This is a genomic window from Methanofollis formosanus (genome assembly GCF_019633745.1).
Classification (GTDB): domain Archaea; phylum Halobacteriota; class Methanomicrobia; order Methanomicrobiales; family Methanofollaceae; genus Methanofollis; species Methanofollis formosanus.
In genome coordinates this window covers 1,517,884-1,539,767 of sequence record NZ_CP037968.1, presented here as the reverse complement: position 1 = coordinate 1,539,767, position 21,884 = coordinate 1,517,884, and the positions used below count along the sequence as shown (strand labels likewise).

23 protein-coding genes are annotated in these 21,884 nt (G+C 63.1%); 7 read left to right on the top strand and 16 right to left on the bottom strand.

The window, feature by feature from the left end; all coding sequences use genetic code 11:
• Positions 1 to 427: 427 nt before the first annotated feature.
• From E2N92_RS06945 to E2N92_RS06930, 4 genes are read right to left on the bottom strand one after another with little or no spacing between them, the layout of a single operon-like run.
• Entirely contained in the window at positions 428 to 1,591 is a 1,164-nt protein-coding gene (locus E2N92_RS06945; protein WP_220680486.1) for an aconitase X, read from the bottom strand.
• Positions 1,591 to 2,832 carry a UbiD family decarboxylase gene (locus tag E2N92_RS06940; RefSeq protein ID WP_220682965.1) on the bottom strand — a complete coding sequence of 414 codons (1,242 nt, stop codon included), beginning with the start codon at positions 2,830 to 2,832 and terminating at the stop codon, positions 1,591 to 1,593. The genes E2N92_RS06945 and E2N92_RS06940 overlap by 1 nt, the downstream gene beginning before the upstream one ends.
• Positions 2,825 to 3,382: a UbiX family flavin prenyltransferase gene (locus E2N92_RS06935; RefSeq protein ID WP_220680485.1), complete on the bottom strand. Its 558-nt coding sequence runs from the start codon at positions 3,380 to 3,382 to the stop codon at positions 2,825 to 2,827. Before E2N92_RS06935 ends, E2N92_RS06940 begins: the two co-directional genes overlap by 8 nt.
• A gap of 14 nt (positions 3,383 to 3,396) precedes the next feature.
• The gene (locus E2N92_RS06930; protein ID WP_220680484.1) at positions 3,397 to 4,599 is read right to left on the bottom strand and encodes an HD domain-containing protein; all 1,203 of its coding nucleotides are present in this window, start codon (positions 4,597 to 4,599) and stop codon (positions 3,397 to 3,399) included.
• Between the two features lie 49 nt (positions 4,600 to 4,648).
• Between E2N92_RS06930 and cofD the strand changes: the two genes are divergently transcribed.
• Positions 4,649 to 5,566, top strand: a complete 918-nt coding sequence (gene cofD, locus E2N92_RS06925) for a 2-phospho-L-lactate transferase (RefSeq protein ID WP_220680483.1) — start codon at positions 4,649 to 4,651, stop codon at positions 5,564 to 5,566.
• On the opposite strand, the gene E2N92_RS06920 is transcribed toward cofD, so the two are convergent.
• The gene (locus tag E2N92_RS06920; RefSeq protein WP_220680482.1) at positions 5,538 to 6,359 is read right to left on the bottom strand and encodes an MBL fold metallo-hydrolase; all 822 of its coding nucleotides are present in this window, start codon (positions 6,357 to 6,359) and stop codon (positions 5,538 to 5,540) included. The genes cofD and E2N92_RS06920 overlap by 29 nt on opposite strands.
• 716 nt (positions 6,360 to 7,075) lie before the next feature.
• On the opposite strand from E2N92_RS06920, the gene E2N92_RS06915 reads away from it, so the two are divergent.
• The gene (locus tag E2N92_RS06915; protein ID WP_220680481.1) at positions 7,076 to 7,969 is read left to right on the top strand and encodes a cation diffusion facilitator family transporter; all 894 of its coding nucleotides are present in this window, start codon (positions 7,076 to 7,078) and stop codon (positions 7,967 to 7,969) included.
• A 190-nt stretch (positions 7,970 to 8,159) separates the two neighbouring features.
• Here the strand turns inward: E2N92_RS06915 and E2N92_RS06910 are convergent, their stop codons facing one another.
• The 6 genes from E2N92_RS06910 to E2N92_RS06885 form a co-directional block, all read right to left on the bottom strand.
• Positions 8,160 to 8,564, bottom strand: coding sequence for an arsenate reductase ArsC (locus tag E2N92_RS06910; RefSeq protein WP_220680480.1), 405 nt, complete (start codon positions 8,562 to 8,564; stop codon positions 8,160 to 8,162).
• A gap of 77 nt (positions 8,565 to 8,641) precedes the next feature.
• Complete coding sequence (locus tag E2N92_RS06905) at positions 8,642 to 8,977, bottom strand: putative zinc-binding protein (RefSeq protein WP_220680479.1); 336 nt, start codon at positions 8,975 to 8,977, stop codon at positions 8,642 to 8,644.
• A gap of 6 nt (positions 8,978 to 8,983) precedes the next feature.
• The gene (locus E2N92_RS06900) at positions 8,984 to 9,436 is read right to left on the bottom strand and encodes a putative zinc-binding protein (protein ID WP_220680478.1); all 453 of its coding nucleotides are present in this window, start codon (positions 9,434 to 9,436) and stop codon (positions 8,984 to 8,986) included.
• Positions 9,436 to 9,678, bottom strand: coding sequence for a thioredoxin family protein (locus tag E2N92_RS06895; RefSeq protein WP_220680477.1), 243 nt, complete (start codon positions 9,676 to 9,678; stop codon positions 9,436 to 9,438). The genes E2N92_RS06900 and E2N92_RS06895 overlap by 1 nt, the downstream gene beginning before the upstream one ends.
• Positions 9,665 to 9,934 (bottom strand): hypothetical protein, encoded by a 270-nt coding sequence (locus tag E2N92_RS06890; RefSeq protein ID WP_220680476.1) that lies wholly within the window; start codon positions 9,932 to 9,934, stop codon positions 9,665 to 9,667. The genes E2N92_RS06895 and E2N92_RS06890 overlap by 14 nt, the downstream gene beginning before the upstream one ends.
• Before the next feature lie 7 nt (positions 9,935 to 9,941).
• Positions 9,942 to 11,009: a permease gene (locus E2N92_RS06885; protein WP_220680475.1), complete on the bottom strand. Its 1,068-nt coding sequence runs from the start codon at positions 11,007 to 11,009 to the stop codon at positions 9,942 to 9,944.
• Positions 11,010 to 11,102: 93 nt separating this feature from the next.
• On the opposite strand from E2N92_RS06885, the gene E2N92_RS06880 reads away from it, so the two are divergent.
• Positions 11,103 to 11,459, top strand: a complete 357-nt coding sequence (locus tag E2N92_RS06880) for an ArsR/SmtB family transcription factor (protein ID WP_220680474.1) — start codon at positions 11,103 to 11,105, stop codon at positions 11,457 to 11,459.
• Here E2N92_RS06880 and E2N92_RS06875 read toward each other — a convergent pair.
• A complete protein-coding gene (locus E2N92_RS06875; RefSeq protein WP_220680473.1) occupies positions 11,444 to 11,926 on the bottom strand; it encodes a DUF5683 domain-containing protein in 483 nt (160 codons plus the stop codon). The genes E2N92_RS06880 and E2N92_RS06875 overlap by 16 nt on opposite strands.
• A gap of 124 nt (positions 11,927 to 12,050) precedes the next feature.
• Between E2N92_RS06875 and E2N92_RS06870 the strand changes: the two genes are divergently transcribed.
• Together E2N92_RS06870 and E2N92_RS06865 are read left to right on the top strand one after the other, a co-directional pair.
• Entirely contained in the window at positions 12,051 to 13,025 is a 975-nt protein-coding gene (locus E2N92_RS06870; RefSeq protein ID WP_220680472.1) for a transglutaminase-like domain-containing protein, read from the top strand.
• The gene (locus tag E2N92_RS06865) at positions 13,025 to 13,636 is read left to right on the top strand and encodes a hypothetical protein (protein WP_220680471.1); all 612 of its coding nucleotides are present in this window, start codon (positions 13,025 to 13,027) and stop codon (positions 13,634 to 13,636) included. Before E2N92_RS06870 ends, E2N92_RS06865 begins: the two co-directional genes overlap by 1 nt.
• Before the next feature lies 1 nt (position 13,637).
• Here the strand turns inward: E2N92_RS06865 and E2N92_RS06860 are convergent, their stop codons facing one another.
• The gene (locus tag E2N92_RS06860) at positions 13,638 to 14,306 is read right to left on the bottom strand and encodes a hypothetical protein (RefSeq protein ID WP_220680470.1); all 669 of its coding nucleotides are present in this window, start codon (positions 14,304 to 14,306) and stop codon (positions 13,638 to 13,640) included.
• A 92-nt stretch (positions 14,307 to 14,398) separates the two neighbouring features.
• Between E2N92_RS06860 and aspS the strand changes: the two genes are divergently transcribed.
• Both aspS and E2N92_RS06850 read left to right on the top strand, forming a co-directional pair.
• Positions 14,399 to 15,688: an aspartate--tRNA(Asn) ligase gene (gene aspS / locus E2N92_RS06855; RefSeq protein WP_220680469.1), complete on the top strand. Its 1,290-nt coding sequence runs from the start codon at positions 14,399 to 14,401 to the stop codon at positions 15,686 to 15,688.
• Positions 15,685 to 16,581, top strand: a complete 897-nt coding sequence (locus E2N92_RS06850; RefSeq protein ID WP_220680468.1) for a methionine synthase — start codon at positions 15,685 to 15,687, stop codon at positions 16,579 to 16,581. Before aspS ends, E2N92_RS06850 begins: the two co-directional genes overlap by 4 nt.
• 475 nt (positions 16,582 to 17,056) lie before the next feature.
• Here the strand turns inward: E2N92_RS06850 and E2N92_RS06845 are convergent, their stop codons facing one another.
• From E2N92_RS06845 to E2N92_RS06835, 3 genes are all read right to left on the bottom strand, one after another.
• Positions 17,057 to 17,656 (bottom strand): RAD55 family ATPase, encoded by a 600-nt coding sequence (locus E2N92_RS06845; protein WP_246589138.1) that lies wholly within the window; start codon positions 17,654 to 17,656, stop codon positions 17,057 to 17,059.
• A gap of 123 nt (positions 17,657 to 17,779) precedes the next feature.
• Positions 17,780 to 19,324 (bottom strand): class I adenylate-forming enzyme family protein, encoded by a 1,545-nt coding sequence (locus tag E2N92_RS06840; RefSeq protein WP_220680466.1) that lies wholly within the window; start codon positions 19,322 to 19,324, stop codon positions 17,780 to 17,782.
• 113 nt (positions 19,325 to 19,437) lie between these two features.
• Positions 19,438 to 21,855 carry a CDC48 family AAA ATPase gene (locus E2N92_RS06835; RefSeq protein WP_220680465.1) on the bottom strand — a complete coding sequence of 806 codons (2,418 nt, stop codon included), beginning with the start codon at positions 21,853 to 21,855 and terminating at the stop codon, positions 19,438 to 19,440.
• Positions 21,856 to 21,884: the final 29 nt, after the last annotated feature.

Genomic DNA, 21,884 nt, shown 5'->3' with positions numbered 1-21,884 from the left:
GTCATGCCGACAGGAAGGCGTGATGATCAGACCATGCCGTCCCCGATCCCTGAGTCTTTTCTGTTCTTTCGCGAGAAGATAGAGCGGGGGACGGCAAGGGGTGGTGTGCCCCCGCTGAAAACAGATCGACCTTATCTCGTCCCGCCTTAATCCTCGGGGTCACGGCGACAGGAAAGGGATGATGATCAACCGCGCCGTCCCCTCATCATCGAATTATTTTCTGCCATCTCGCGAAAAGATAGGACGGGGGACGGCACGTCGCGAGATCCCTCCGAAATACAGATCAGCCCCGTCCTTCCTGGTTCAATCCTCGGAGTCGCGACGACGGGGGAGGTGTGGTGATCAGTCCGGCCCCCCCCCTTCATCACCGAATCTTTCCCCCCGCCTCGAGCCGGGAGGGAGATCCCCCTGCTGTTTTGGGATCCTCTCACGACGTGGCGACGGTCACGCACTCTGCGAGGGTGCCGATCCTTGCCACCGCCCCGCACATCGTCGGGACATACGCGAGGGCCTTGCCGGAGTTGACCATGATCCGGTCGTAGCGGTCGAGGGCCGGGGAGACGACGACGCAGGTGTCGGCATAGACCTTCGCCCCGCTCCGCTCGATCGCGGTGACCGCCTGCGGGTGGTCGGCGATGACGCCGCGGGCCGCGAAGACGAAGAAGGGTTTTGTCACCGTCTTGCCGGTGAGGAGCGTGGCGAGCGTTTCGAGTTCCTCGGGGGAGAGGTGCGGGCACCCGACGGCGACGGCGTCGACGTCCATCGCGGAGAAGACCTCGCGCACCTCGGCCATGCTCACCTCGATCGTCTCGGGGACGTCCTTTTTGAAGGTCGGGAAGCGGGTCTCGGGCGTGATGGTGTCCACATGGAAGAGGGCCACCGCGCCGCTTGCCGCCATCGCTGCGCCCATCGCCTTGAGCTGGTCGCGGTTGGGCCTGATACCGGTGAAGAACGGGATCCTGTTCCCGATGCTCTTCCCGGCCACGTACCCGAGCGCCCCGAAATCCGCGGCGTCCTTCAGTTCAGAAGGCTCGTCGATGACGACCCCGACGTCGGGCAGACGGTTTTTGAAGATGTGCAGCCCGTAGAAGGGGGTCTTCCCGATGATCGCCGCGGCCAGGGCCGCCGGTCCGCCCTCGCGGTTGGTCCGCGCCCCGATGACCGAGTTGGCATAACAGACCGCCGAAGACTCGGCCCATGCCAGGTGCTCGCCGAACTGCGTGATGGAGAGATAGTACGGCGTGCAGGTGCACTCGAGTTCGATCCCGAGTCGTTCGTAGGCCTCGACCACCTCTTTCTGCTTTGCCGCAAAGTCCTCAGGGATCCCCATTTCCTTCCAGCGCAGACGGTCCATTCCGATCGGGTTGAGGACCGTCGGGACCACGACCTTTGCGTCCATCTTGCGCAGCCACTCGAGCCCCCACTTCCCGATGGTCTTGTATGAGGCCCCGCTCACCTGGGCGCTCGTGATCGGGATGAGTTCGTCGGCCCCGAAGACCTTCCCGAGGCCGACCAGGAGCTCCATCATCTTCTGACGGGTCTCGCCATATTCACCATTCAGAATCTGTTCATCTTCTGGTTCCAGTTGCATCATTCATCCCATCCGGCACGTACAAATTTCTCTTCTTCTCCCAGGGTCATCGTGGCGTCGACCCCGATCTTCACGTTCGTCCCGTCGCCCTCGCGGCAGGGGTCGAGGGAGGAGCCCCGCACCCCGGTGACCACCATCAGGTCGCGGTCGCCCCGCACCCTGGTGGCGATGGCGTACTCCACGTCCTCGGGATCGAAGGGGTCGATGTCCTCGTCCACGACCACCACATGCTTGAGGGAGGTGTGCGCCGCGAAGGCCGCCATGATCGCGTTCTTCCCGTCGCCCTGCGTGTTCTTGCGGACCTGCACGATCCCGTGGAGGTAGCCGCACCCGCCGGTGGTGAGGACGACGTTCCTCACCGTCGTCACTCCCGCCACCGCCCGGTAGATCTTGGGCTCGTACGGGACTCCCATCAGGAGACGGTGCTCGCTCCCGCCGGGAAGGATGGAGTGGTAGACCGGGTTCTCCTTCGTCCACATCCCGGTGAACTCGATGACCGGCTGAATCCGTTCGAAGTCGTAGGTGCCGGTGATGTCGACGAATGGGCCTTCCTCGGCGGTCTCGTTCCCGATATAGCCTTCGAGGACGATCTCCGCCTCAGGGACCAGGACGCCGTTGGGGCACTCCCAGACCGGGAGCTCGCCGCCGAGGAGTTCTGCGGCAAACTGGAGTTCCCGGCCTTCGGGCACGCGGGTGCAGCTCGCAAACGTCACCGCCGGGTGCGCCCCGATCACCATCGCGATCGGCAGGCGCTCGCCCCGCGCCAGGGCCTCCCGGTGCATCACGTAGGTGTGCCGGCCTTCCACCAGGCGTGCGGCCACCCGGTCCTTGCCGGTGACCATCATCCGGTGGATGGAGGCGTTCTCCACGCCGTCGAGGCGGGAGAAGACGATCCCCGCGGTGATGTACGGGCCGCCGTCCTTCGGGTAAAAGGTCATCACCGGGAGCTCAGAGAAGTCGGCCGGGCGCATCTCGAGTTTGCCCATCGGTTTGAGGTTTCCGTCGTAGTTCGCCGCGGCCAGCCGCCGGATCAGCCCCTTCTCGTCGGCGCCGAGGGCCGCGGCCAGGGCCCTGCGGTCGGCGGTGAGGTTCATCACCGCCTCTTTCCCGTCGCAGTCGTGGAAGTAGAGGACCCGGTCGGTCTTCACCGCCATCTGCGCCGCCTCGAACCTGGTCGAGACCGGCCGCTCGATCTCGTCGACCAGTCCCTGCTCTCGCATCTCGTCGATAAACTTACGCATCATCATACCCGCTCCATCGTGTTCCGATATCGTGTTCGACGCCCAGGTGGTCGAGGATCCGCGCCACCACCATGTCCACCAGGTCGTCGATCGTCTCTGGTCTCCCATAGAATGGGGGGCTTGCCACCATCACCGTTGCGCCGGCCTCGTCGACGGCGAGCATGTTCTTGAGGTGGACCCTGGAGAGCGGCATCTCGCGCATGACCAGGATGCACCGTCGCCGCTCCTTGAGACAGACGTCGGCGGCCCGGGCGATGAGGGTGCTCGAGAGCCCGGCGCTGACCGAGGCCAGGGTCTTCATCGAGCACGGGACGACGACCATCCCGTCGTACCTGAACGACCCACTGGCGATCTCGGCGGCGAGGTTGTGGTTGTCCTCCCTGATCACCGGGAGGTCGGTGAGGTCGATCCCTTCGTGGCGTGCGATCTCCTCGGCGATCTCGGAGACCACCAGGTAGACCGTCGCCTGCTCGCTGAGCACTTCGAGGAGGCGGCGGGCATAGACGATCCCGCTTGCCCCGGTCACCCCGACAACATATTTCTTCTTCATTGCTCTTCTTCTCCTCAGATCGGCAGCCGGTCCTGCTGGGTCGGCCGCTTGATATGGAGCACCTCGGTCGCCGCCTGCTCCACCGCCTCCCGCTGGTCCGGCACGGTGTAGACCCCGAGCCGCCACTGCTGCCGGCGCGTCTCGTTGAGGGTGGTGAGCAGGGGCGAGACCTCCTCGAGTCCAACCAGGGCGTGGTGGTCGCGCACCCGCACCCCCATCGACATGTCGGTCGGGAAGGAGGGGATGTCGACGAGCACCGTCCAGGGCTCGACCCCGGCGCTCTCCGCGATCGCCCTCGCGATCTGCCGGCTGTCTCTCATCGAGGTCCGGCCCTGCACGGCCGCGGCGTTCACCCGGTCCCGTCCCACATAGGCCGCCCGCTTATAGAGCCTCCTCGTATACAGTCGCGCCGCAAGGTCGGCGGCGACGGCGTCCGGCGAACCGAGGAGACGGGTGAAGAGAGCGGCGTCGTCCATCCGCATCAGGGCGCCCACGTCCTCGCCGGTCCCCTCCAGGTGGGAGAGGAGGGCGAGGTGGAACATGCTGGTGGCGATCCTGGAGACATGGTGATAGTAGACGACCGGGCGCATCAGGGTCCTGGCGATGAGCAGCGACTCGGCGGCGTTGATCCCGCTGAAGTCGAGGCCCACGCCGTTCTCGGTGAGCACCGTCGAGCGGACGAGCCGTCCCGCGTCGACGAGCCCGTATGGGACGCCGGTATAGTGGGCGTCCCGCAGCAGATAGTCCATCCGGTCCACGTCCAGGTCGCCGTGGATCAGTCCCGCGTACCGGTGACGGCCGTTGATGACCGCCGCCACCTCGGCCGGGTCGAGCCCGCAGGTGTCGAGGAGCGCGGCGGTCGCCCCGGTTGCCAGGAGCCGCTCCACCTCCTCGTGGCCCCACCCGAGCAGTTCGACCATGAAGGCCTCGCTCACATGGGAGAAGGGACCGTGCCCGATATCGTGCAGGAGTGCGGCGGCGGTGACGAGATCGGTCTCGTCAGGCGCGAGGTCGAGGTGGCGCGAGAGGGTGGCCGCCAGGTGCATCGTCCCGAGCGAGTGCTCGAAGCGCGTGTGGTTGGCGCCGGGATAGACGAGGTGGGCGAAGCCGAGTTGCCTGATGTGGCGGAGACGCTGGAGCACCGGCGAGTCCAGGAGGGTGAGCGCGGTCTCTCCCACTTCCACGTCTCCATGCACCGGGTCTTTGACGATCTTCATCAGGCGTTCTGTTAAAAATCTTCATGTATGGACAATTAAACTATTCTCTATGATTACCTTCCTTTCAGGCGGGACCGGCACCCCGAAACTCCTGCGCGGGATGCGCAATCTCGTCAACGACGATCAGATTGCGGTCATCGTCAACACGGCGGAGGACATGTGGGTCTCTGGCAACCACATGTCCCCTGACATCGACACCGTGCTCTACCTCTTTGCCGGACTCCTGAACACCGATACCTGGTGGGGGATCAGGGGCGACACTTTCTCGACCCACAAGTTCCTGGAGCAGTTCACCGATGCCGAGTTCATCGGGATCGGCGACAAAGACCGGGCGGTCCATATAGCGAGGGCCCGGATGCTCTGGGACGGCGCCACGCTCACCGAGGCGACGGAGGGCCTGGCCCGGGCCCTGGGGGTGCAGGCCCGCGTCCTTCCGATGACCGATGCCGAGGTGACGACCTATGTGGAGACACCCGAGGGGCCGATGCATTTCCAGCAGTACTGGGTGGGGCACCGCGGCGAGGTGCCGATCCAGGGCGTGGTCAGGAAGGGAGAAGCCGCGCCAAAGGCGACGCCCGAGGCCCTGACCGCGATCCGCGAGGCCGACGCCGTGATCCTCGGACCGTCCAACCCGGTGACGAGCATCTCGCCGATCCTGGAGTGTGCGGGGATCAGGGAGGTGCTCAGGGACCAGTTCGTCATCGCGGTCTCCCCGTTCATCGGGGACCGCCCGGTCTCGGGCCCGGCCGCCGCCCTGATGGAGGCATGGGGGATGGAACCCTCGTCGGCAGGGACGTACGAACTCTACAAAGACTTCGTGGACGTCTTTGTCCAGGATAGGCGGGACGAGACCGAGGTGCCGGGTGCGATGCGTCTCGACACTCTGATGTCCAACGAGGGGAAGGCCGAGGCCCTTGCCTGGGAACTGATGGCGGTGGTCAGGAGCGCCGCTCAAAAGAGAGCCTGAGCCCGACGCCGGTCTCGCGGACCTTCGCCACCCCGGCGAGGGCGAGGGTCGCGGCGAGGCCGGTGCAGTGGCAGGGATGGATCCGGTCGGCGCCGAGGTTTTTGAAAAACCGGCAGGTTCCCTCGATCTGATCGGGCGGTGCGTCGAGGAGGTGGAATCCCCCGATGACGTCCGCCACCTTTTTTTCGCCTGAGACCTCTTTTGCGTACTCGACCGTCGAGCAGATTCCGGCATGGGCGCACCCCGTAACGATCACCAGTCCTTCATCGGTCCGGCAGGCGAGGGCGGTGTCGTCGGGAACCAGGTCGGGCGCGCCCTCCGACGTCCCGATGGCGGTCTTCCCTTCGAAGTCGAAGCACCGCGGAATCTCGCCGAGGAAGATGATGTCCTCGGTGATCTCGACGGGTGCCTGCGAGAGGCGCACCTCCCCGTACCGGGCAAGCCCCTCTGCGGTGGTGTTCATCCCGATCTCGGCGCCGTCGAACCGCACGCTCCTGAAGAGTGCGGGGTGGCCGAGGAACTCAGGGCTCTTTTTGTTCCCTCCGGTGACATGGTGGCGGAGGAGGGGGCCAAGCCCCCAGGTGTGGTCGAGGTGGCAGTGGGAGAAGACGACATGGTCGGCGTCGCAGGGGGCGATCCCCATCGCCAGGGCGTTCCTGAGGAAGACGTCGGAATACCCGAGGTCGAAGAGCACCTCGGTGTCCCGGTCCCTGATGTGGATGGAGAGGCCGGGCTCGCCGAGGTAATAATGGTCGGTGAGGACGGTGTTGTCGCAGAGGGGGGTGATGTCCATGGGGATGGTGGGGAAGGCGGTTTGATAAAGGTGTGGTGATCAGGGGTGCCGTCCCCCATAGCGAGGTCTTTCCTGCCGTCTCGCGTGAGGATAGGACGTGGGACGGCATGAACCGGAGATCCCACTGAGAATTGATCAGCACTCTCCCGTCTGAGTTCTATCTTTGGGGTCATGTCGGTGGGATGGCGTGATGATCCAAACGTGCCGTCCCCTCATCACTGAATTTGTTCTGGTATTTCGCGAGAAGATGAGGGCGGGGGCGGCGAGCAGGCGTGCCCTTCCCCCGTTCTGGTTTTATCTTCGGGGTCATGACAACGGGGCTGGTGTGGCGGGCAGAACATGCCGTCCCTTCATCGCAGGACTTTTCCGCCGTCTCGCGAGAAGATAGTGCGGGGGACGGCACGTGGTGGTGTGCTCCTGCTGAATAATGGCCGTCCTCTTCCCGTCCGGATTCTCTCTCTGGGGTCATGAAGGGGGGGCGGTGTGAGACCACCCGGACCCCCCGGGATGAAGATAGGGGTGGGGCGGCACTCACCTCTTCATCAATATCGCTCTGCCTTCCCGGCCCTATCGCCATCCCGGGGGTCCGGGGGCAGAGCCCCCGGCTTGAGAGCATGGGGGAAGGCGTGATGATCAACTCCCCCCTCTTCGCAGAACCTTCACCGTCGTCTCGCACCGGGGACAGGTTCATACCCCCGGCGGCCCACACACCCCACATGCCACTCAGGAAGGGCGGCGAGCGGGCGGCCCTGAAGGTCGCCGTCGTCCTCACCCTGGTGTATATGGTGGTCGAGGCGGTGGCCGGGGTGCTCTCGGGATCGCTTGCCCTCATCGGGGATGCGGGGCATATGTTCAGGGACGTCCTCGCCCTCCTCCTCTCCCTGGGTGCAGTGGTCATCGCCGAGCGCCTTCCCACCAGGACGCGGACCTGGGGGTATCACCGGGTGGAGGTCTTCGTCGCCTTCGTCAACGGACTGCTCCTCATCGTCCTTGCGGGCACGGTCGTCTGGGAGGCGTTCAGGCGTCTCGCCGATCCGGTGCCGGTCGCCGGGCCCCTGATGGCCGCGGTGGGGGTGATCGGGCTTGTCGTGAACCTCTATGTCGCCTGGAGACTGCACGGGAGCGAAGACCTCAATGTCCGTAGCGCCTATCTCCACGTCGTCGGCGACACCCTCTCCTCGGTGGCGGTCGTCGTCGCCGCGGCCTGGATCGCCGTCACCGGCCAGACCGTCGTCGACCCTCTCCTCAGCATCGGGATCGCCCTCCTGATCCTCGTCGGGTCGGTCTCGCTTCTCCGGGAGACGGTCGGGATCCTCCTCCAGTTCGTGCCCTCAGGGATTGATTTCGACGAGGTGGTGACCGCAATGGAGGCCGTCGAAGGGGTGGAGGAGGTGCATAACATCCACCTCTGGGCCCTCTGCTCGCATATCAACGTCCTCGACGCCCATGTCGTCGCCTGCACCGATGACATCGTGAAAATCGAGGAGATAAAGAGGGAGATCAGAAGAAGACTCAGGCGGTATGATGTCCAGTACAGCATCCTCGAGTTCGAACCCGAGCCCTGTCCCGAGTCCGCGCTGCTCAGGAGGTTGAAGGGGAAGGGGGAGTGAGGAGTGGTGATGGAGGCGGGAAGACGCGGGATCAGAGTGCCGCCCCCATTGCAGGATCTTTACTGTCGTCTCCCGCCGGGGGGTTGCACCCCCCAGACCCCCGCGCGAAGAGAGGCGGTGGACGGCAACATGTTCTTCAGGATTGTTTGTTCTGGGATCCGCGTGCCGCCACCTCTGCCGGCGCACCAGTTCACCCAAACCGGCCGTCGATCCATTTGATGATGTCGTCTCTCACCCGCCTGAACCCCTGGAGCACCTCCCCCTCGCTCCCGGAGATGGCCCGCGGGTCGGGGAACTCCTCGTGGATGACGGTCTTTGCCCAGGGGAACATCGGGCAGATCCCGCCCTCGCAGACAGTCACGACGGTGTCCATCTCCTGCTGAAAATAGACCGAGAGGGCCTTCGTCTCCTGACCGGCGAGGTCCACCCCGATCTCGGCCATCACCGCCACTGCCCTCGGGTCGATCTCGACGGCGGGGGCGGTGCCGGCAGAATAGACCTCGTACCGCTCGCCGTAGCGCGCCCTCATATACCCCTCGGCCATCTGGGAACGGGCGGCATTGTGGGTGCAGATGAAGAGCACTTTCTCTTTCATGCACCCTCCTTGTCGCGGTCTGTTATAATGGTCGCGCTCTCCTGCGAGAAAAGAGAGATGAACGGCTGCGGCCCTTCTCAGACCGCCTCTCGCAGCGCTGCAACGACCCGTGCGATCTCGTCGTACCGCACCTCTGCCATGCTGTTCTTGACGACCCCGAGATCGGTCGCCACGATATGGACGTCAGGCACGGTCCCGAGACCTTCGAGTTTCTTTCGTCCGCAGGCGTCGGTGCAACCGTCGAGGACGATCACCTGACCGCCCGCAGGGACCGCACCCGGTGCCAGGTCTCTGGCCTGGACGACATCGTCGAGGGCCGAAGGGTGGCGCTGTCTGAAGGTCGCCGCTGCCTGCGTCGTCAACGTCCCGGTGTTTGAGACGCCCGAACAGGTCACCAGCACCACGCCGTCCATGGAGGTTCACTCATCGTTACAGCCGCATCCGCATCCGCCGCCACAGCCACAGTTTTCCTGCTGCCCTGGCTTTCCTTTCCCTTCCCAGGCCGCGGAGACGACGCACTCGATCTCCTCGTCCGAGATGGTGAGGTCAGAGGACTTGGCGACCCCCTGTTCGGTGACGACGATCACTTGGTCAGGTGCGATCCCCTGGGCCGCCGCGATCTTCGAGGCACAGGCGGTCGGGCACCCGTCGAGGACGACGACCTCGTCGGCCTCGCCGCACTTTTTCATCACCGGCCCCACGCCGGTGGCGAGCTGCGCCGTGCAGGCCGGACTGCCGAAGCCCTCCACCCTGAGCTGGATCGCGGCGAGGTTGGTGATCTGCCCGACATTGGCGGCACCGGCGCAGGGGAAGATGATCCGCTTCGGCCCCTCGCCCTCGCCGCCGCCGCACCCACAGCCACACTCCGCCATCAGGCCACCTCCGAGAGGATCTCCTTGACCTCGTCGACGGTCGGGACGCGGCCCTCGACCTTCATCTCGCCGTCGACCGCGAGGGCCGGGGTGAGGAAGACGCCGCGGTCGGTGATCGCATTGATCTCCTCGACCTTGACGACCTCTGCCTCGATCCCCATCTCGGCCACCGCTTTCTCAACATTCTTTGCCGTCCGCTTGCACTTTGCACAGCCTGTGCCAAACACTTCAATTGTGACCATGGTTGTTCACCTCTTTTTGATAGATTTTGAGGAGCGCTTCGCCGTATATCGTCTCCGCGCTCTTCGGGATATAGTTGTAGATCTTTGTTCGCTTCACCAGTTCTTCGGTCAGTCCAGACTCCGAGGTGATCTCGAGCGCTTCGACGTCTGCGATCACCTTATCGAGCATCGAAAGCCCGACGACGATGCCCCCGACGTCCACCTGTCTGATACGTCTGAGGGCCTCTGCTGCACAGCATGGCTTGTCTTCTTTCATGGTCTGTTCACCCCATGATGGTCCCGTACACCAACCCGGCCAGCGCCGAGAAGAGGATGACGAGCACGGCGTACACCGCCGTCTTCTTCGCTCCCATCACCCGGTAGATGACCATCAGCGAGGGCAGGCTCACGCTCGGGCCGGCAAGGAGGAGCGCGAGCGCGGGACCGCCGGCCATCACGCCCGAGGTGTAGCCGAAGGTCGTGCCGATGATCGGCACCTCCAGGAGGGTGGGCATGTACAGGATCCCGCCGACCACTGCCGCCAGCAGGGTCGACTCGATCGAAGTCTCCCCGAAGTACGGGGCAAAGGTCTCGGGCGGGAGGAAGGAGGCGAGCATCCCCAGGGCAAAGGTGCCGATCAGCAGGATGGGAAAGATCTTCTTTGCCAGGTCCCAGGTCTCGTAGCCCCAGTCGGTCACCTCATCCCGCTCGAAGAAGTAGATGAGCAGGACGGCGACGGCGAGGGTGAGGATATACACGACCGGGAACTTGATCGTCCAGGGGAGTTGCGAGGCCCCGACGATGAGGATGCCGACGAGTGCGGCGAAGAACCCGAGGGTCGCCCAGCGCGGCCGCTCGTCCTCGCCGTTCCCGTAGGTCCGTGCCGGTGCGGTTGCCCGGAGAGCCTCGTCGTGCTTCCTGAAGACCGCCGCCATGATGAGGCCGATGACGATGGCAAGGAGCACGGCCGAGACGGCCCTGGCAAGGCCGAGATCGAAGCCGAGCACTTTTGCGGTGTAGATGATCGCCAGCACGTTGATCGCCGGGCCGGCGTACAGGAAGGTGACCGCCGGGCCGATGCCGCTCCCTTTCTTATAGATCCCGGCGAACATCGGGAGGATCGTACACGAGCAGACGGCGAGCACCGTCCCCGAGATGGATGCGATCCCGTAACTGACGCTTTTCTTCGCGTCAGGGCTGAAATACTTCAGGATCGCGTCCTTCTTGACGAAGGCGGCGATCGCCCCCGCGATGAAGAAGGCCGGGACCAGACAGGTGAGGACGTGCTCTGCAAGATAACTGATGAGTGTGTCGGCGCCGGCAAGGAGGGCGCCGGTGATGGGATCTGTCATGATGGCTCACCGAGTGTTTCAAGATTTGTTGAAATAATGTCCTGGCCCGAACCTATATAGAGTTACCCATTTCATATCGTTTTGAAATAGATCATGGCAATTCCCGGACCTCTTGAAGATGACCTTGCAAAGATCGGTGGTATCGAGGGACTCAAAGATCTGATCCCGGACGATGGCGCGCTCGAAACACTCTCCGCTCGGTTCAAGGCCCTTGCAGATCCGATGCGCCTGAAGATCCTCCTCCTCCTCGCTCCCGGACCGTTCTGTGTCTGCGTGATCAGGGAAGTGCTCGGGATCGCCGACTCGCGCCTCTCCTATCACCTCAACGTCCTCAAAAAAGCCGGCCTGATCGCCGGCGAACAGCAGGGCACCTGGATCATCTACTCGCTCACCGATGAGGGGGAGGAGTTCGCCGCCCGCCTCGCCGGTGCCGGTCATGGCAGGGCATAGGCCGCCGCAAACCCGAGAACGACGTACTCGATAAAGATCGCTCGTGATACCGGGAGCAGGGGGACACTGCCGGTATGCATGCGGCGCGCGGTGACGAAGGCATCAGCGGCGCTGCAGAGCCAGGCCCCGCCGGCGATGAGGCCACCGATAACCGTTGCTTCCTTCAGCCCGAAGGCACAGAGGACACAGACGAGAAACCCTTTTCCCAGCTGACCGTTTGTGACCTGACCGAATCCCGGGAGTCCCGCCGAACAGAGAGCGGCGACGAACGGATTCAACTCTTCTTCTCCGGCAATCAGGCGCGTGCCGACGGCCGGGACGATCAGGAGGGCAAGGATCCCGGCGGCAGTCCAGAGCAGGGTCTGCTCCTGGGGAGTGCGGGAGGCCGCGATGGCGATGAAAGGTGCAAGGACCAGAAGAGCAAGGGGGAGAAGAAGGGCGCGTGTCGAGACCGGGGTCTTTGCCATAATATCTTCTTATTATATCAGTTATGCGAATTAGTGTTTTCATCTAAATTGACATAATTTAAGTATTTTATTGGAATATATCTGTGTATTCGATACTCGAAGAACAATTCGGGGATAATTGCATATGGATCGCCAGGACATGCTCTCGGTACTTATTGGGGTCGTCATCGTTCTCGTCGTCGCCCTTGTCGTGAAACCCGCTCTTTACGGTGGGTCAGGGGGCGGTGCCGATACGCCCTGCGCTATTCAGACGCCGATCCCTGCCCCGGAGATCTCACGTCCCACCCTGGCGCCTGCCCCCTCCCATGACGGAGGGGAAGACCTCGTCAGAGAGTTCAGGTGGACCGCCATCGACGGCGGCGTCCATACCGCCACCCTGAAAATACCCTTGTCGCTCTTTGAGAGGGAACGGCAGACCCCGCGGATCCAGGATCCCTCCGCCTGGGGACGATACGCTCTCTCGGAGGACGATAGTCCATATGTCAGGGAACTTGCCGAAAAAATCGCCTCCTCTCCCTTCAACGTCCCGGAAAACGACTATTATCAGGTGATGGACATCATCTTCTTTGTCCAGCAACTCCCCTACGCCCTCGACAACGCCACCGAGAGTTACACCGAGGGCAGGGTTCCACCCACCGGCACATATGCCGGGGAGGAGGTTGAGTACCCGAAGTACCCGGTGGAGACGCTCGTCGACGGGAAAGGAGACTGCGAAGACTCGTCCATCCTCACCGCCGCCCTCCTCAACCAGATGGACTATGATGTGGTCCTGCTCCACTACTCAGATCACCTGGCGGTGGGGGTGCAGATACAAAACTTCGATCCGTACTATGTCAACTACACCCCGAAATATTATGATTACCGGGGGAAACGCTACTACTACGTCGAGACGACGGGTTATAAGCCGATCCCGAATCCAATATCCGGTCAATATGACGGCGGACGCTGGGGAAAACCGTTCCCCGTCGGCGACGCGCAAGAAACCGGAATCGGGAGCGTGGGATCAGAGAAACCCCGGATCATCCCGCTCCACTATCTCGTCGTCCCCGCGCACCATACGATCCGTCCGGCACACCCGGTCCCCGGGGGTGAGGGATGATGGTGGACCTGAAACTGCCTGACCTGGACCTCTCGAAACTGAACCTCTCCGACCTGAAGGTTCCCTCACTCTCGGGGAACCTGAAAAAGATCTTGATGGCTCTCTGTGTCGTCATCGGGTTGCTCGGCCTTGGTCTCGTCGGGTGGACGCTGTATCATTCTCAGGAAGAGCAGCACGAGATCGGGGCTCTCAGAGATGCCATCGCCTCATCAGAGACCGATCTCGCCGGCCTTGATAGAGAGGTCTCCGCTCTCATTGCGTCTGTCGGAAAATATCCGTCTCTCAAGGAGTCGGATGCCTATATGGCTACATTCCGCTCACTGGCCGGGCGAGGCATCGATATCACAGAGCGGCACCGGAAGACGATCGAGGCGATTGCCGTTCCAGAAACCTATGAACGTGTCAGAACAGGGTATCTGCAGGCTCTGGACCACCTGAACCGCGCCTACACCCTCTGGTCCGCCTCGGCGGAAGCCTATGGCCGCGGCAGTTATCGGGATGCGGAAGAACGTATTGACGAGGCCGACAGTGAGTGGCAGGCCTATGATGCGGCCATCGCCGCATATAATCAGGAAATCGTCCTGATGCAGCAAAAAGGAGAGATGCCCTGATCTACACCAGGTATTTTTTCGGCACCTGGACCACGACCGAGAAGGATCTGAGGTACTCGGGATAGATCACGAAGTAATACTCCCTGAACCCTTCACGCAGGGCCAGTGAGCCTGAACAGGACGTATCTGTTTTTGTACTATTCGTTCCTTTACTGAAGTCGGCCCGGTCGAGCGAGACCTCGCCGACAAACCTGTTCGGGTCGTTTGGATCCCTGATCTCTATCTTGAAGCGTGCATATTCTGGGTTGGAAGCGGCGACCGTGTAGTTGAGTTCCCAGTACGGGGTGGGGACACGATAGATCTCGGTGGCCATCACGCCGGTGGAGTTCTCAGAGGAGATCGTGGCGTAGTTCATCATCGCCCGGGTATCGATATGCAGGTCGTCCGGTTGCTTCATCGTGGGGATCGGCGTATCGGTGGGGGTGATGTGATAGGTGGCCGGGTCGACGAGTTTCACTTCGTAGGGTTCTTTCCCATCCCATTGGCCGGGCGGAGTCGGGACCGGCTGGAGGGGTTTGTTCCCTGTCTGAGAGGAGGATGCGGGGGTGAGAGCCGGTGCGTGGGTTGTGTCGGACTGTGTGCCGTCATCTCCCGGCAGTGTACACCCGCAGGCAAGAAGCGACACGAGCAGGACGAAACAGACGAGAAGGTCTCTTCTCTGCATACGCATCTATCATCTCCGCTTTTATTAAGCCGTTTCCTGATGGCCGCCGGCATCATAAAGACCATATCCCCCCTGACCCAATAAATACTGGATTAGACATGCGCGTCCCAATCAGCGAGGTAACACCAGAAACCGAGCGTGCAGAGGTCATGGGCTGGGTCCACGAGATCCGTGACCTCGGCGGCCTCACCTTCTTCCTCATCCGCGACAGGACCGGGATCGTTCAGACGACGGTCGTCAAGAAGAAGGCATCCGAAGCGGTTCTCCAGGCCGCAAAGGACGTCTCCAGAGAATCGGTGGTCCGGGTCGCCGGACCGGTCAAAGCCATCGCCAAGGCACCGGGCGGCAGAGAGATCACCCCCGAGACCTTCGAGATCGTCTCGCCCTGTGCCACCCCCCTCCCCCTCGACGTCGTGGAGAAGGTGCCGGCCGACCTGGACACCAGGCTCGACGCCAGGTTCCTCGACGTGAGAAAGCCGCGGGTCGCCGCGATCTTCAAGATCCGCAGCACTGTCACCACCGCCACCTACGAATTCCTCAGCCAGCGCGGGTTCTACAACATCGCCACCCCCAAGGTCGTCGCCGCTGCGACCGAGGGCGGGACCGAACTCTTTCCGATCGCCTACTTCGAGAAGGAGGCCTTCCTCAACCAGAGCCCTCAGCTCTACAAGCAGATGATGATGGCCGGCGGGTTCGAGAAGGTCTTCGAGGTCGGGCCGATCTTCCGTGCCGAGGAGCACAACACGGTTCGGCACCTCAACGAGGCCACCTCCATCGACGTCGAGGTCTCGTTCGCCGACGACAGGGACGTGATGGTTCTTCTCGAAGACCTGGTCGCCCACATGTACGCCACCGTCGCCGACCGGTGCGCCGACGCCCTCACCGACCTCGGCGTCGAACTTGAAGTCCCGAAGACTCCGTTCCCGAGGCTCCCGTACGCCGAGGCGATCGAGATCGCCGCCGCCAGGATCGATGAGCCGATCAAGTACGGCGACGACCTCTCGACCGCGGCCGAGAAGGCGATCGGCGAAGAGATGGGTCAGCACTACTTCATCACCGACTGGCCGACAGCCATCAAGCCGTACTATGCCATGCCGTACGAGGACGACCCATCCATCTGCAAGGCCTTCGACATGATGCACCCGAGAATGGAACTCTCCTCCGGTGCCCAACGTATCCACCAGCACGATCTCCTCGTCGAGCAGATCAAAGCGAAGGGGTTAAGCCCGGAGAGCTTCGAGTTCTACCTTAGACCCTTCAAGTACGGGATGCCCCCGCACGCGGGCTGGGGTATGGGTATGGAGCGGCTGATCATGACGATGCTCGGTCTCAAGAACATCAGGGAGGCCGTGCTCTTCCCGCGTGACCGACACAGAGTAGTGCCATGAACTTTATCACCAAGGTCCTGCCGACGACCGTCGTCGGGAGTTACCCGGTCGTCAGGGCCGGGGGGCTGCGCTCGCTTCTCGACCCGCTCAGGGGGGCGGTCGAGACAGCGGTCGCCGACCAGGTCAGGGCCGGGGTGGACATCATCTCCGACGGGCAGGTGCGGGGCGACATGATCACCGCCTTCGTCTCCCGTCTGCCTGGTATCAAGGGGCAGAGCGTCGTGGGGCGGGTCCAGCCCCCAGCCAATCCCCTCACCGTTGCCGATACGAAATATGCACTCTCCCAGCACTCCAGGGTGAAGGGGATCATCACCGGCCCCTCCACCCTTGCGCATGGCCTGCGGATCGAGACCCCGAACTACCGCGGCCGGGAGGAACTGGTCCTCGACCTGGCCCAGGCCCTGGCAACCGAGGCGAGAGCCCTGGAAGCCGCCGGAGTGACGATGGTCCAGATCGACGAACCGATCCTCTCGACCGGCGCTGCGGACCTTGCGGTCGGCCGGCAGGCCGTCGACCTCATCGCCTCGGTGCTCAGGATCCCCTCCTGTCTCCATGTCTGCGGGAACCTCGGCGAGGTCGTCGACGAGGTGCTCAAGATCCAGGTCTCCGTCTTCGACTTCGAGTTTTCTGAGAACCAGGAGAACCTTGAGGTTCTCTCGGGAAAGGATCTCAGAGGGCGTCCGATCGGCTACGGGTGCATCGCCTCGGCCGATCCCGGTGTGGAGAGCGTGGAGACCGTCGAGAAGCGTCTCCAGAAGGGGATCGACCTCTTCGGTGCGGAGAACATGCTCGTCGACCCCGACTGTGGGCTGCGTATGCTCGAGCGCGAGGTGGCCTTCCAGAAACTTTCCACCATGACGAAGGCGGCCGATCGGCTCAGGCCTGAATATTGAGCATAAGGGGTCTGGTGGACCTTCATATTTTTTTGTCAGAGTGTTCCTCTGATCATCTCCCTCTCCTCGTGCCCGGGGACTGCTGCCCCCTGTTCCTCCCGCAGAAGATAGGAAGGAGGACGTTAACTCCCTCTTCAGAGCATCAAAAATGCCATCCCTGCCCCTATCTTCGTCCCGGGGGTCAGGGGGCAGCGCCCCCGCCGCAAGGGTGTGGGAAGGCGTGATGATCGGATCTGCCGCCCCCAATCGTCGAGATTTCCCTGCTGTCTCGCGCGGGGGGAAACCCCTCGGACCCCCCACGACGAAGATAGCCGGGGGGCGGCACGATGCTCGAATTCGATTCGCTCCTCGAACGCACGGATGAGGGTCAAGAACCGATCCAGATCTGATCTGATATTTTCATCGCGTATGCTTGAGGTGGGGCGGTCGCCTCATGCTGAATTCTACAAGGCCCAAAAAATAGAACCCTCCGGCCTCAGACCACCCGCTTGGTGGTGGAGAGTTCGAGGCCGTCGGCCAGAATATTGTATGGCACGAGCTGGTTGGGAAGGTCAAGGCCATGCATTTTGAAGATGCCAAGCATCCGCTCAACTTCCGAACCGGTGATCCGCTGGAGAAGTTCGATATATCCGTCGGCCGCTCTCGTTAGCCTGATCTCTTCCTCTCTGGTGTGGATTCCCTTATAGAGGAGGAGGATAACGTTTGAGTCCTCTGCTTGCGTCTTCTTTTTCAGTTCCCGGATCAGGTCGAGAGCGGCATCGATGCCGTCCCTGAGGATGATGGTCGAGAGCGAGTCGAGGACGACCCTCTCGCCTAGGACGAGTGAGGGGAGGTTCTGGTTCGTGACCGCTCGTGCATCGTACATCTTTTCCGACGGTTCGTCGTCGATCATCAGGTACGACCCGTTCGGCTCGCTCTCTTCTTCTTCTTCACCCCGCCAGAACTGGGCGCCGAAGAGGTCGAGGCCGTCGGTCGGGGTGCCCGCGACGATGATGACCGTTCCTCTAGGAATGCCCCCGCCGAGGGCGAGATCAAGCCCTACAAGCCCGGTGGACCGTAAATTGTCCTTTTCCACGCTTTCCTCCGCACTACACATAACGATGTGCAGCAATAAACCTTACCAGTTATTTTGCACGCCTCTTTTTGAACCCTTCTGAACGATCCGGGTGGGGCCCTCCAGCCCCCCTTAAAAATGAGATTATTCTGTCGGGTTTGCGGTATGCTCTTCTCGAAGCGTCCGCCTGAGCAGTTTCCATCCGCTTACCCTGGGGAGGTGGTCGAGGACGACCATGCTGCGGGGCACCTTGTATCCGGCGAGCCGCTCCCTGCAGTACCGGTTCAGTTCGTCCATGGTGATCGACTGCCCCGCGTTCATCACCACGGCCGCCACCGGCACCTCGCCCCGGCGTTCGTCGGGACAGGCGAAGATCGCGACGTCCGCAATGGCGGGGTGGTCGATGATCACGTTCTCGACCTCGGTCGGATAGATCTTCCACCCGGACATGATGATCATGTCCTTCTTCCGGTCGGTGACGAAGAGCACGCCGTCCTCGTCCAGGTACCCGAGGTCACCGGTCAGGAACCAGCCGTCGGGACGGAAGGCCGCCTCGGTCGCCTCGGGCATCCCCCAGTAGCCCAGTGCCACGGACGGGCCACGCAGCGCGATCTCGCCCACCTCGCCGGGCGGGAGTTCGCGGTCGGGGTCGTCTTCGGCGACCACCTTCGCCTCGGCGTACCCGACCGGCGCCCCGACCGAACGGTAGCCCTTGTGGAGATCGTAGGTGTCGGGCCTGGTCGCGGTCCCTGAACCGATGACGATCGTCTCGGAGAGCCCGTATGAGTTTACGATCGGAACCCCGAACCGGCGGTCGAACTCTTCCCAGATCACCGGGAGGAGCGGCCCGCCCCCTGATATGACCGACCTCGCACTCTTCAGGGCATCTTCGGTCTCGGGCCCGGCCCGGATCAGGGAGTGGATCACTGGCGGCATCGCCGCGAGCACGGTGGCCCTGTATTCCCGGGCGAGACCGAGATACATATCCAGGTCGAAACGGTCCATACAGACCCAGGTGCCCCCGGCCTTCAGGGTCGCCAGGCCCCATGAGAGACCGACATGCCCCATCGGATAGATCCCGAGGTAGACGTCGTCTCCGCTGAGACCGAGCACCTCCTCCTGCGTGGCGAGGGCGTTCATCCAGTTGCCCTGCGTGAGCATCGCACCCTTCGGCCGCCCGGTGGTCCCCGAGGTATACTGGAGCTGACAGAGGTCGTCGGGCCGGCACCCGGCCGCCTGCCCGAGGGGGGAGGCGTTCAGGAGATCGTCCCATGCGGTCTCTCCCTCCGCGGCGACCCCGACAACACAGGTATGTCTGAGGGCCGGACATCTCTCCTGCACCGCCCTGACCGTGGGGACGTGCGCCTCGTCGGTGATCACCGCCACCGCCCCTGAATCGTTGAGGGCATATGCCACCTCGTCTTCGTGGTAGACGGCGTTGGTCGGGACCGCGACCGCCCCGATCCGCCAGATCCCCAGGTACGAGAGGAGGTATTCGGGGGAGGTGTCGAGATAGATACAGATCCGGTCGCCTCTGGTCACGCCGCGGGCCGTAAGACCTCCGGCGATCGCGGCTGCGGCGTCCCGCAGGTCTGCATAGGTATAAGCCCTCCCGTCTTTTGCGAAGACGAACGCCGCACCATCGCAGGTCCTGGCGTTGACGTCGAGGAAGGTAGTGATGTTTTGCATGGACGACTCCTGATAGCCAGATATTATCTTCAATGGATATGTATGTACATCATGTTATATACTGTACCCCTTCGGGTGCAGGATGGAAGAAGAGGGGGCGGGGGGTTCCCGGTTCACTGATATTCCGGCGGCTGGACCTGTTCGGGCAGACCGCCCTTGAAGTGCTCCCGCACCCGGCCGTAGTAGTCTTTGATCCGCTCGTTCATCGTCGGATGTACCCTCTTGGCCGCCAGTTCAAGCTGTTCCTTCGTGACGACGGGTTGTTTCTCCCGCATGGCAAGCATCCCGGCCTCGCGGCAGAGGGCCTCCAGGTCTGAACCGACATAGCCCTCGGTCATCTTGGCGATCGCCCAGACGATCTCGTCACGCACCGGGTCGGCGAGCGGCGTGCCGCGGGCGGCGAGCTGGTCGGTGAGGAGCCTCCGCCGCGCCCAGGCCGAGAGGGGCTCGCCCGCTCCTTTCTCGACTCCCGCGACGGCGTCCCTGAGATTTGCAATGGTGGGCGATCCCTCGGTCGGCAGAGCGGCGACGCTCTCCTCGATCGCCGAGGTGTCGAGCCCGTCGGTCATCGCCACCGCTTCGTTCATCGTGGAGCCCTCGAGTGGCATGTGGCGCGTGTGGATCCCGAGGATCTTGGCCCGGCCTTTCCGGTCAGGCGCCCCGATATAGACGAGCCGGTCGAAGCGGCCCGGCCTGAGCAGGGCGGGGTCGACGATGTCGGGCCGGTTCGTCGCTCCCATCACCACCACGTCGCCTCTCTCGGTGAGCCCGTCCATCTCGGTCAGGATCTGGTTGAGCACGCTCTCGACCACATGGCTCTCCGCCCCTGCTCCCCTGGCCGGGGCGAGGGCATCGAGTTCGTCGAAGAAGATGATGGACGGCGCCACCTGCCTGGCCTTCTTGAAGACCTCGCGCACCGCCCGTTCGGACTCGCCGACCCACTTGGAGAGGAGCTGCGGCCCCCTCACCGGGATGAAGTTCGCCCCGCTCTCCGAGGCGACGGCCTTCGCGATGAGCGTCTTGCCGGTACCGGGCGGGCCGTACAGGAGCACGCCCCGCGGCGGTTCGATCCCCAGGTCTTCGAAACGCGTCCGGTCGGTGAGTGGGTACTCGACGGCCTCGCGCACCTCCTCCTTCTCGGACTCCAGGCCGCCGACGTCTTCCCAGGTCACATGAGAAACCTCGAGCAGCACCTCGCGCATGGCACTGGGCGAGACGTCGCGGAGCGACTCGCGGAAGTCGCCGGCCTGCACCTCCATCGTCTCCAGGACCTCGGGCGGGATCTCGTCCTCTTCGAGATCGATCTGGGGCATGTACCGGCGCAGCGCCCTTATCGCTCCCTCACGCGCCAGTGCCGCAAGGTCGGCGCCGACAAAGCCGTGGGTCTGTCTGGCCATCTCCTCGAGGCTGACGTCCTCGGCAAGGGGCATCCCGCGGGTGTGGATCTTGAGCACCTCGGTCCGGTCGCGTTCGTTCGGGACCGCGATCTCGATCTCCCGGTCGAAACGTCCCGGCCGCCTGAGCGCCGCATCGATGGCGTCGAGACGGTTCGTCGCCCCGATCACGACGACCTGCCCCCGCTCCTCGAGCCCGTCCATCATGGTGAGGAGCTGGGCGACCACCCGCCGTTCGACCTCGCCGGTGACCTCCTCGCGCTTCGGGGCGATGGAGTCGAGTTCGTCGATGAAGACGATCGAGGGTGCGTTCTGTCGGGCGTCGTCGAAGACCTCGCGCAGCCGCTGTTCTGACTCGCCGTAATACTTGGAGATCACCTCGGGGCCCGCGATGGAGATGAAGTGCGCCCCGCTCTCGGAGGCGACGGCCTTGGCGATGAGCGTCTTGCCGGTGCCCGGCGGCCCGTACAGGAGCACGCCCTTCGGCGGGTCGATCCCGAGTTTTCTAAAAAGTTCGGGGTGACGCATCGGCAGTTCGATCGTCTCCCGCACCCGCTGCAGTTCGTCTTTGAGCCCGCCGATGTCCTCGTACGAGAGTTTTTTGCCGCCTTCGAACCCGGCCGCCGGTTTCTCTGAGAACTCGACCTTGGTGTTCTTGGTGATGATGATCGCATCTTCGGGCTCGACGACGACCGCCTTGAAGGCCACGATCTGGGGCTGCATGAAGGGAAGCCCGGCCTGGATCGGGACGGAGTCGTTCTTGGCGATCGGGAAGTCGATGAGGTGGTTGACGACGCTCTGGTAGTTGATCGGGACCTGGCGGGGCAGATCTTCGGGCGGTGCGAGGACGACCCGTTCTGCCTCGACCTCGGTCTCGGCCTTCCGCACGAGTACTTTGTCCCCGACCGCGACCTCCGCGTTCTCCCGCGTGAACTTGTCAACCCGCATCTTTCCCTGCTGCCAGTCGGAGACCATCGCCCGCCAGACCTTGGCGATGGTCCGACGTTTCCCGACGACCTCGACGAGGTCGCCGGGCGAGAGTCGCAGCTGGAGCATGGTGTCAGGATCCAGGCGTGCCTTCCCCCCGCCCTGGTCCTCCGGATATGCCCTGTCGACTTTCAGATACATTTCAGGCATTCGTTACAATCATATACGCCCTGATTTAT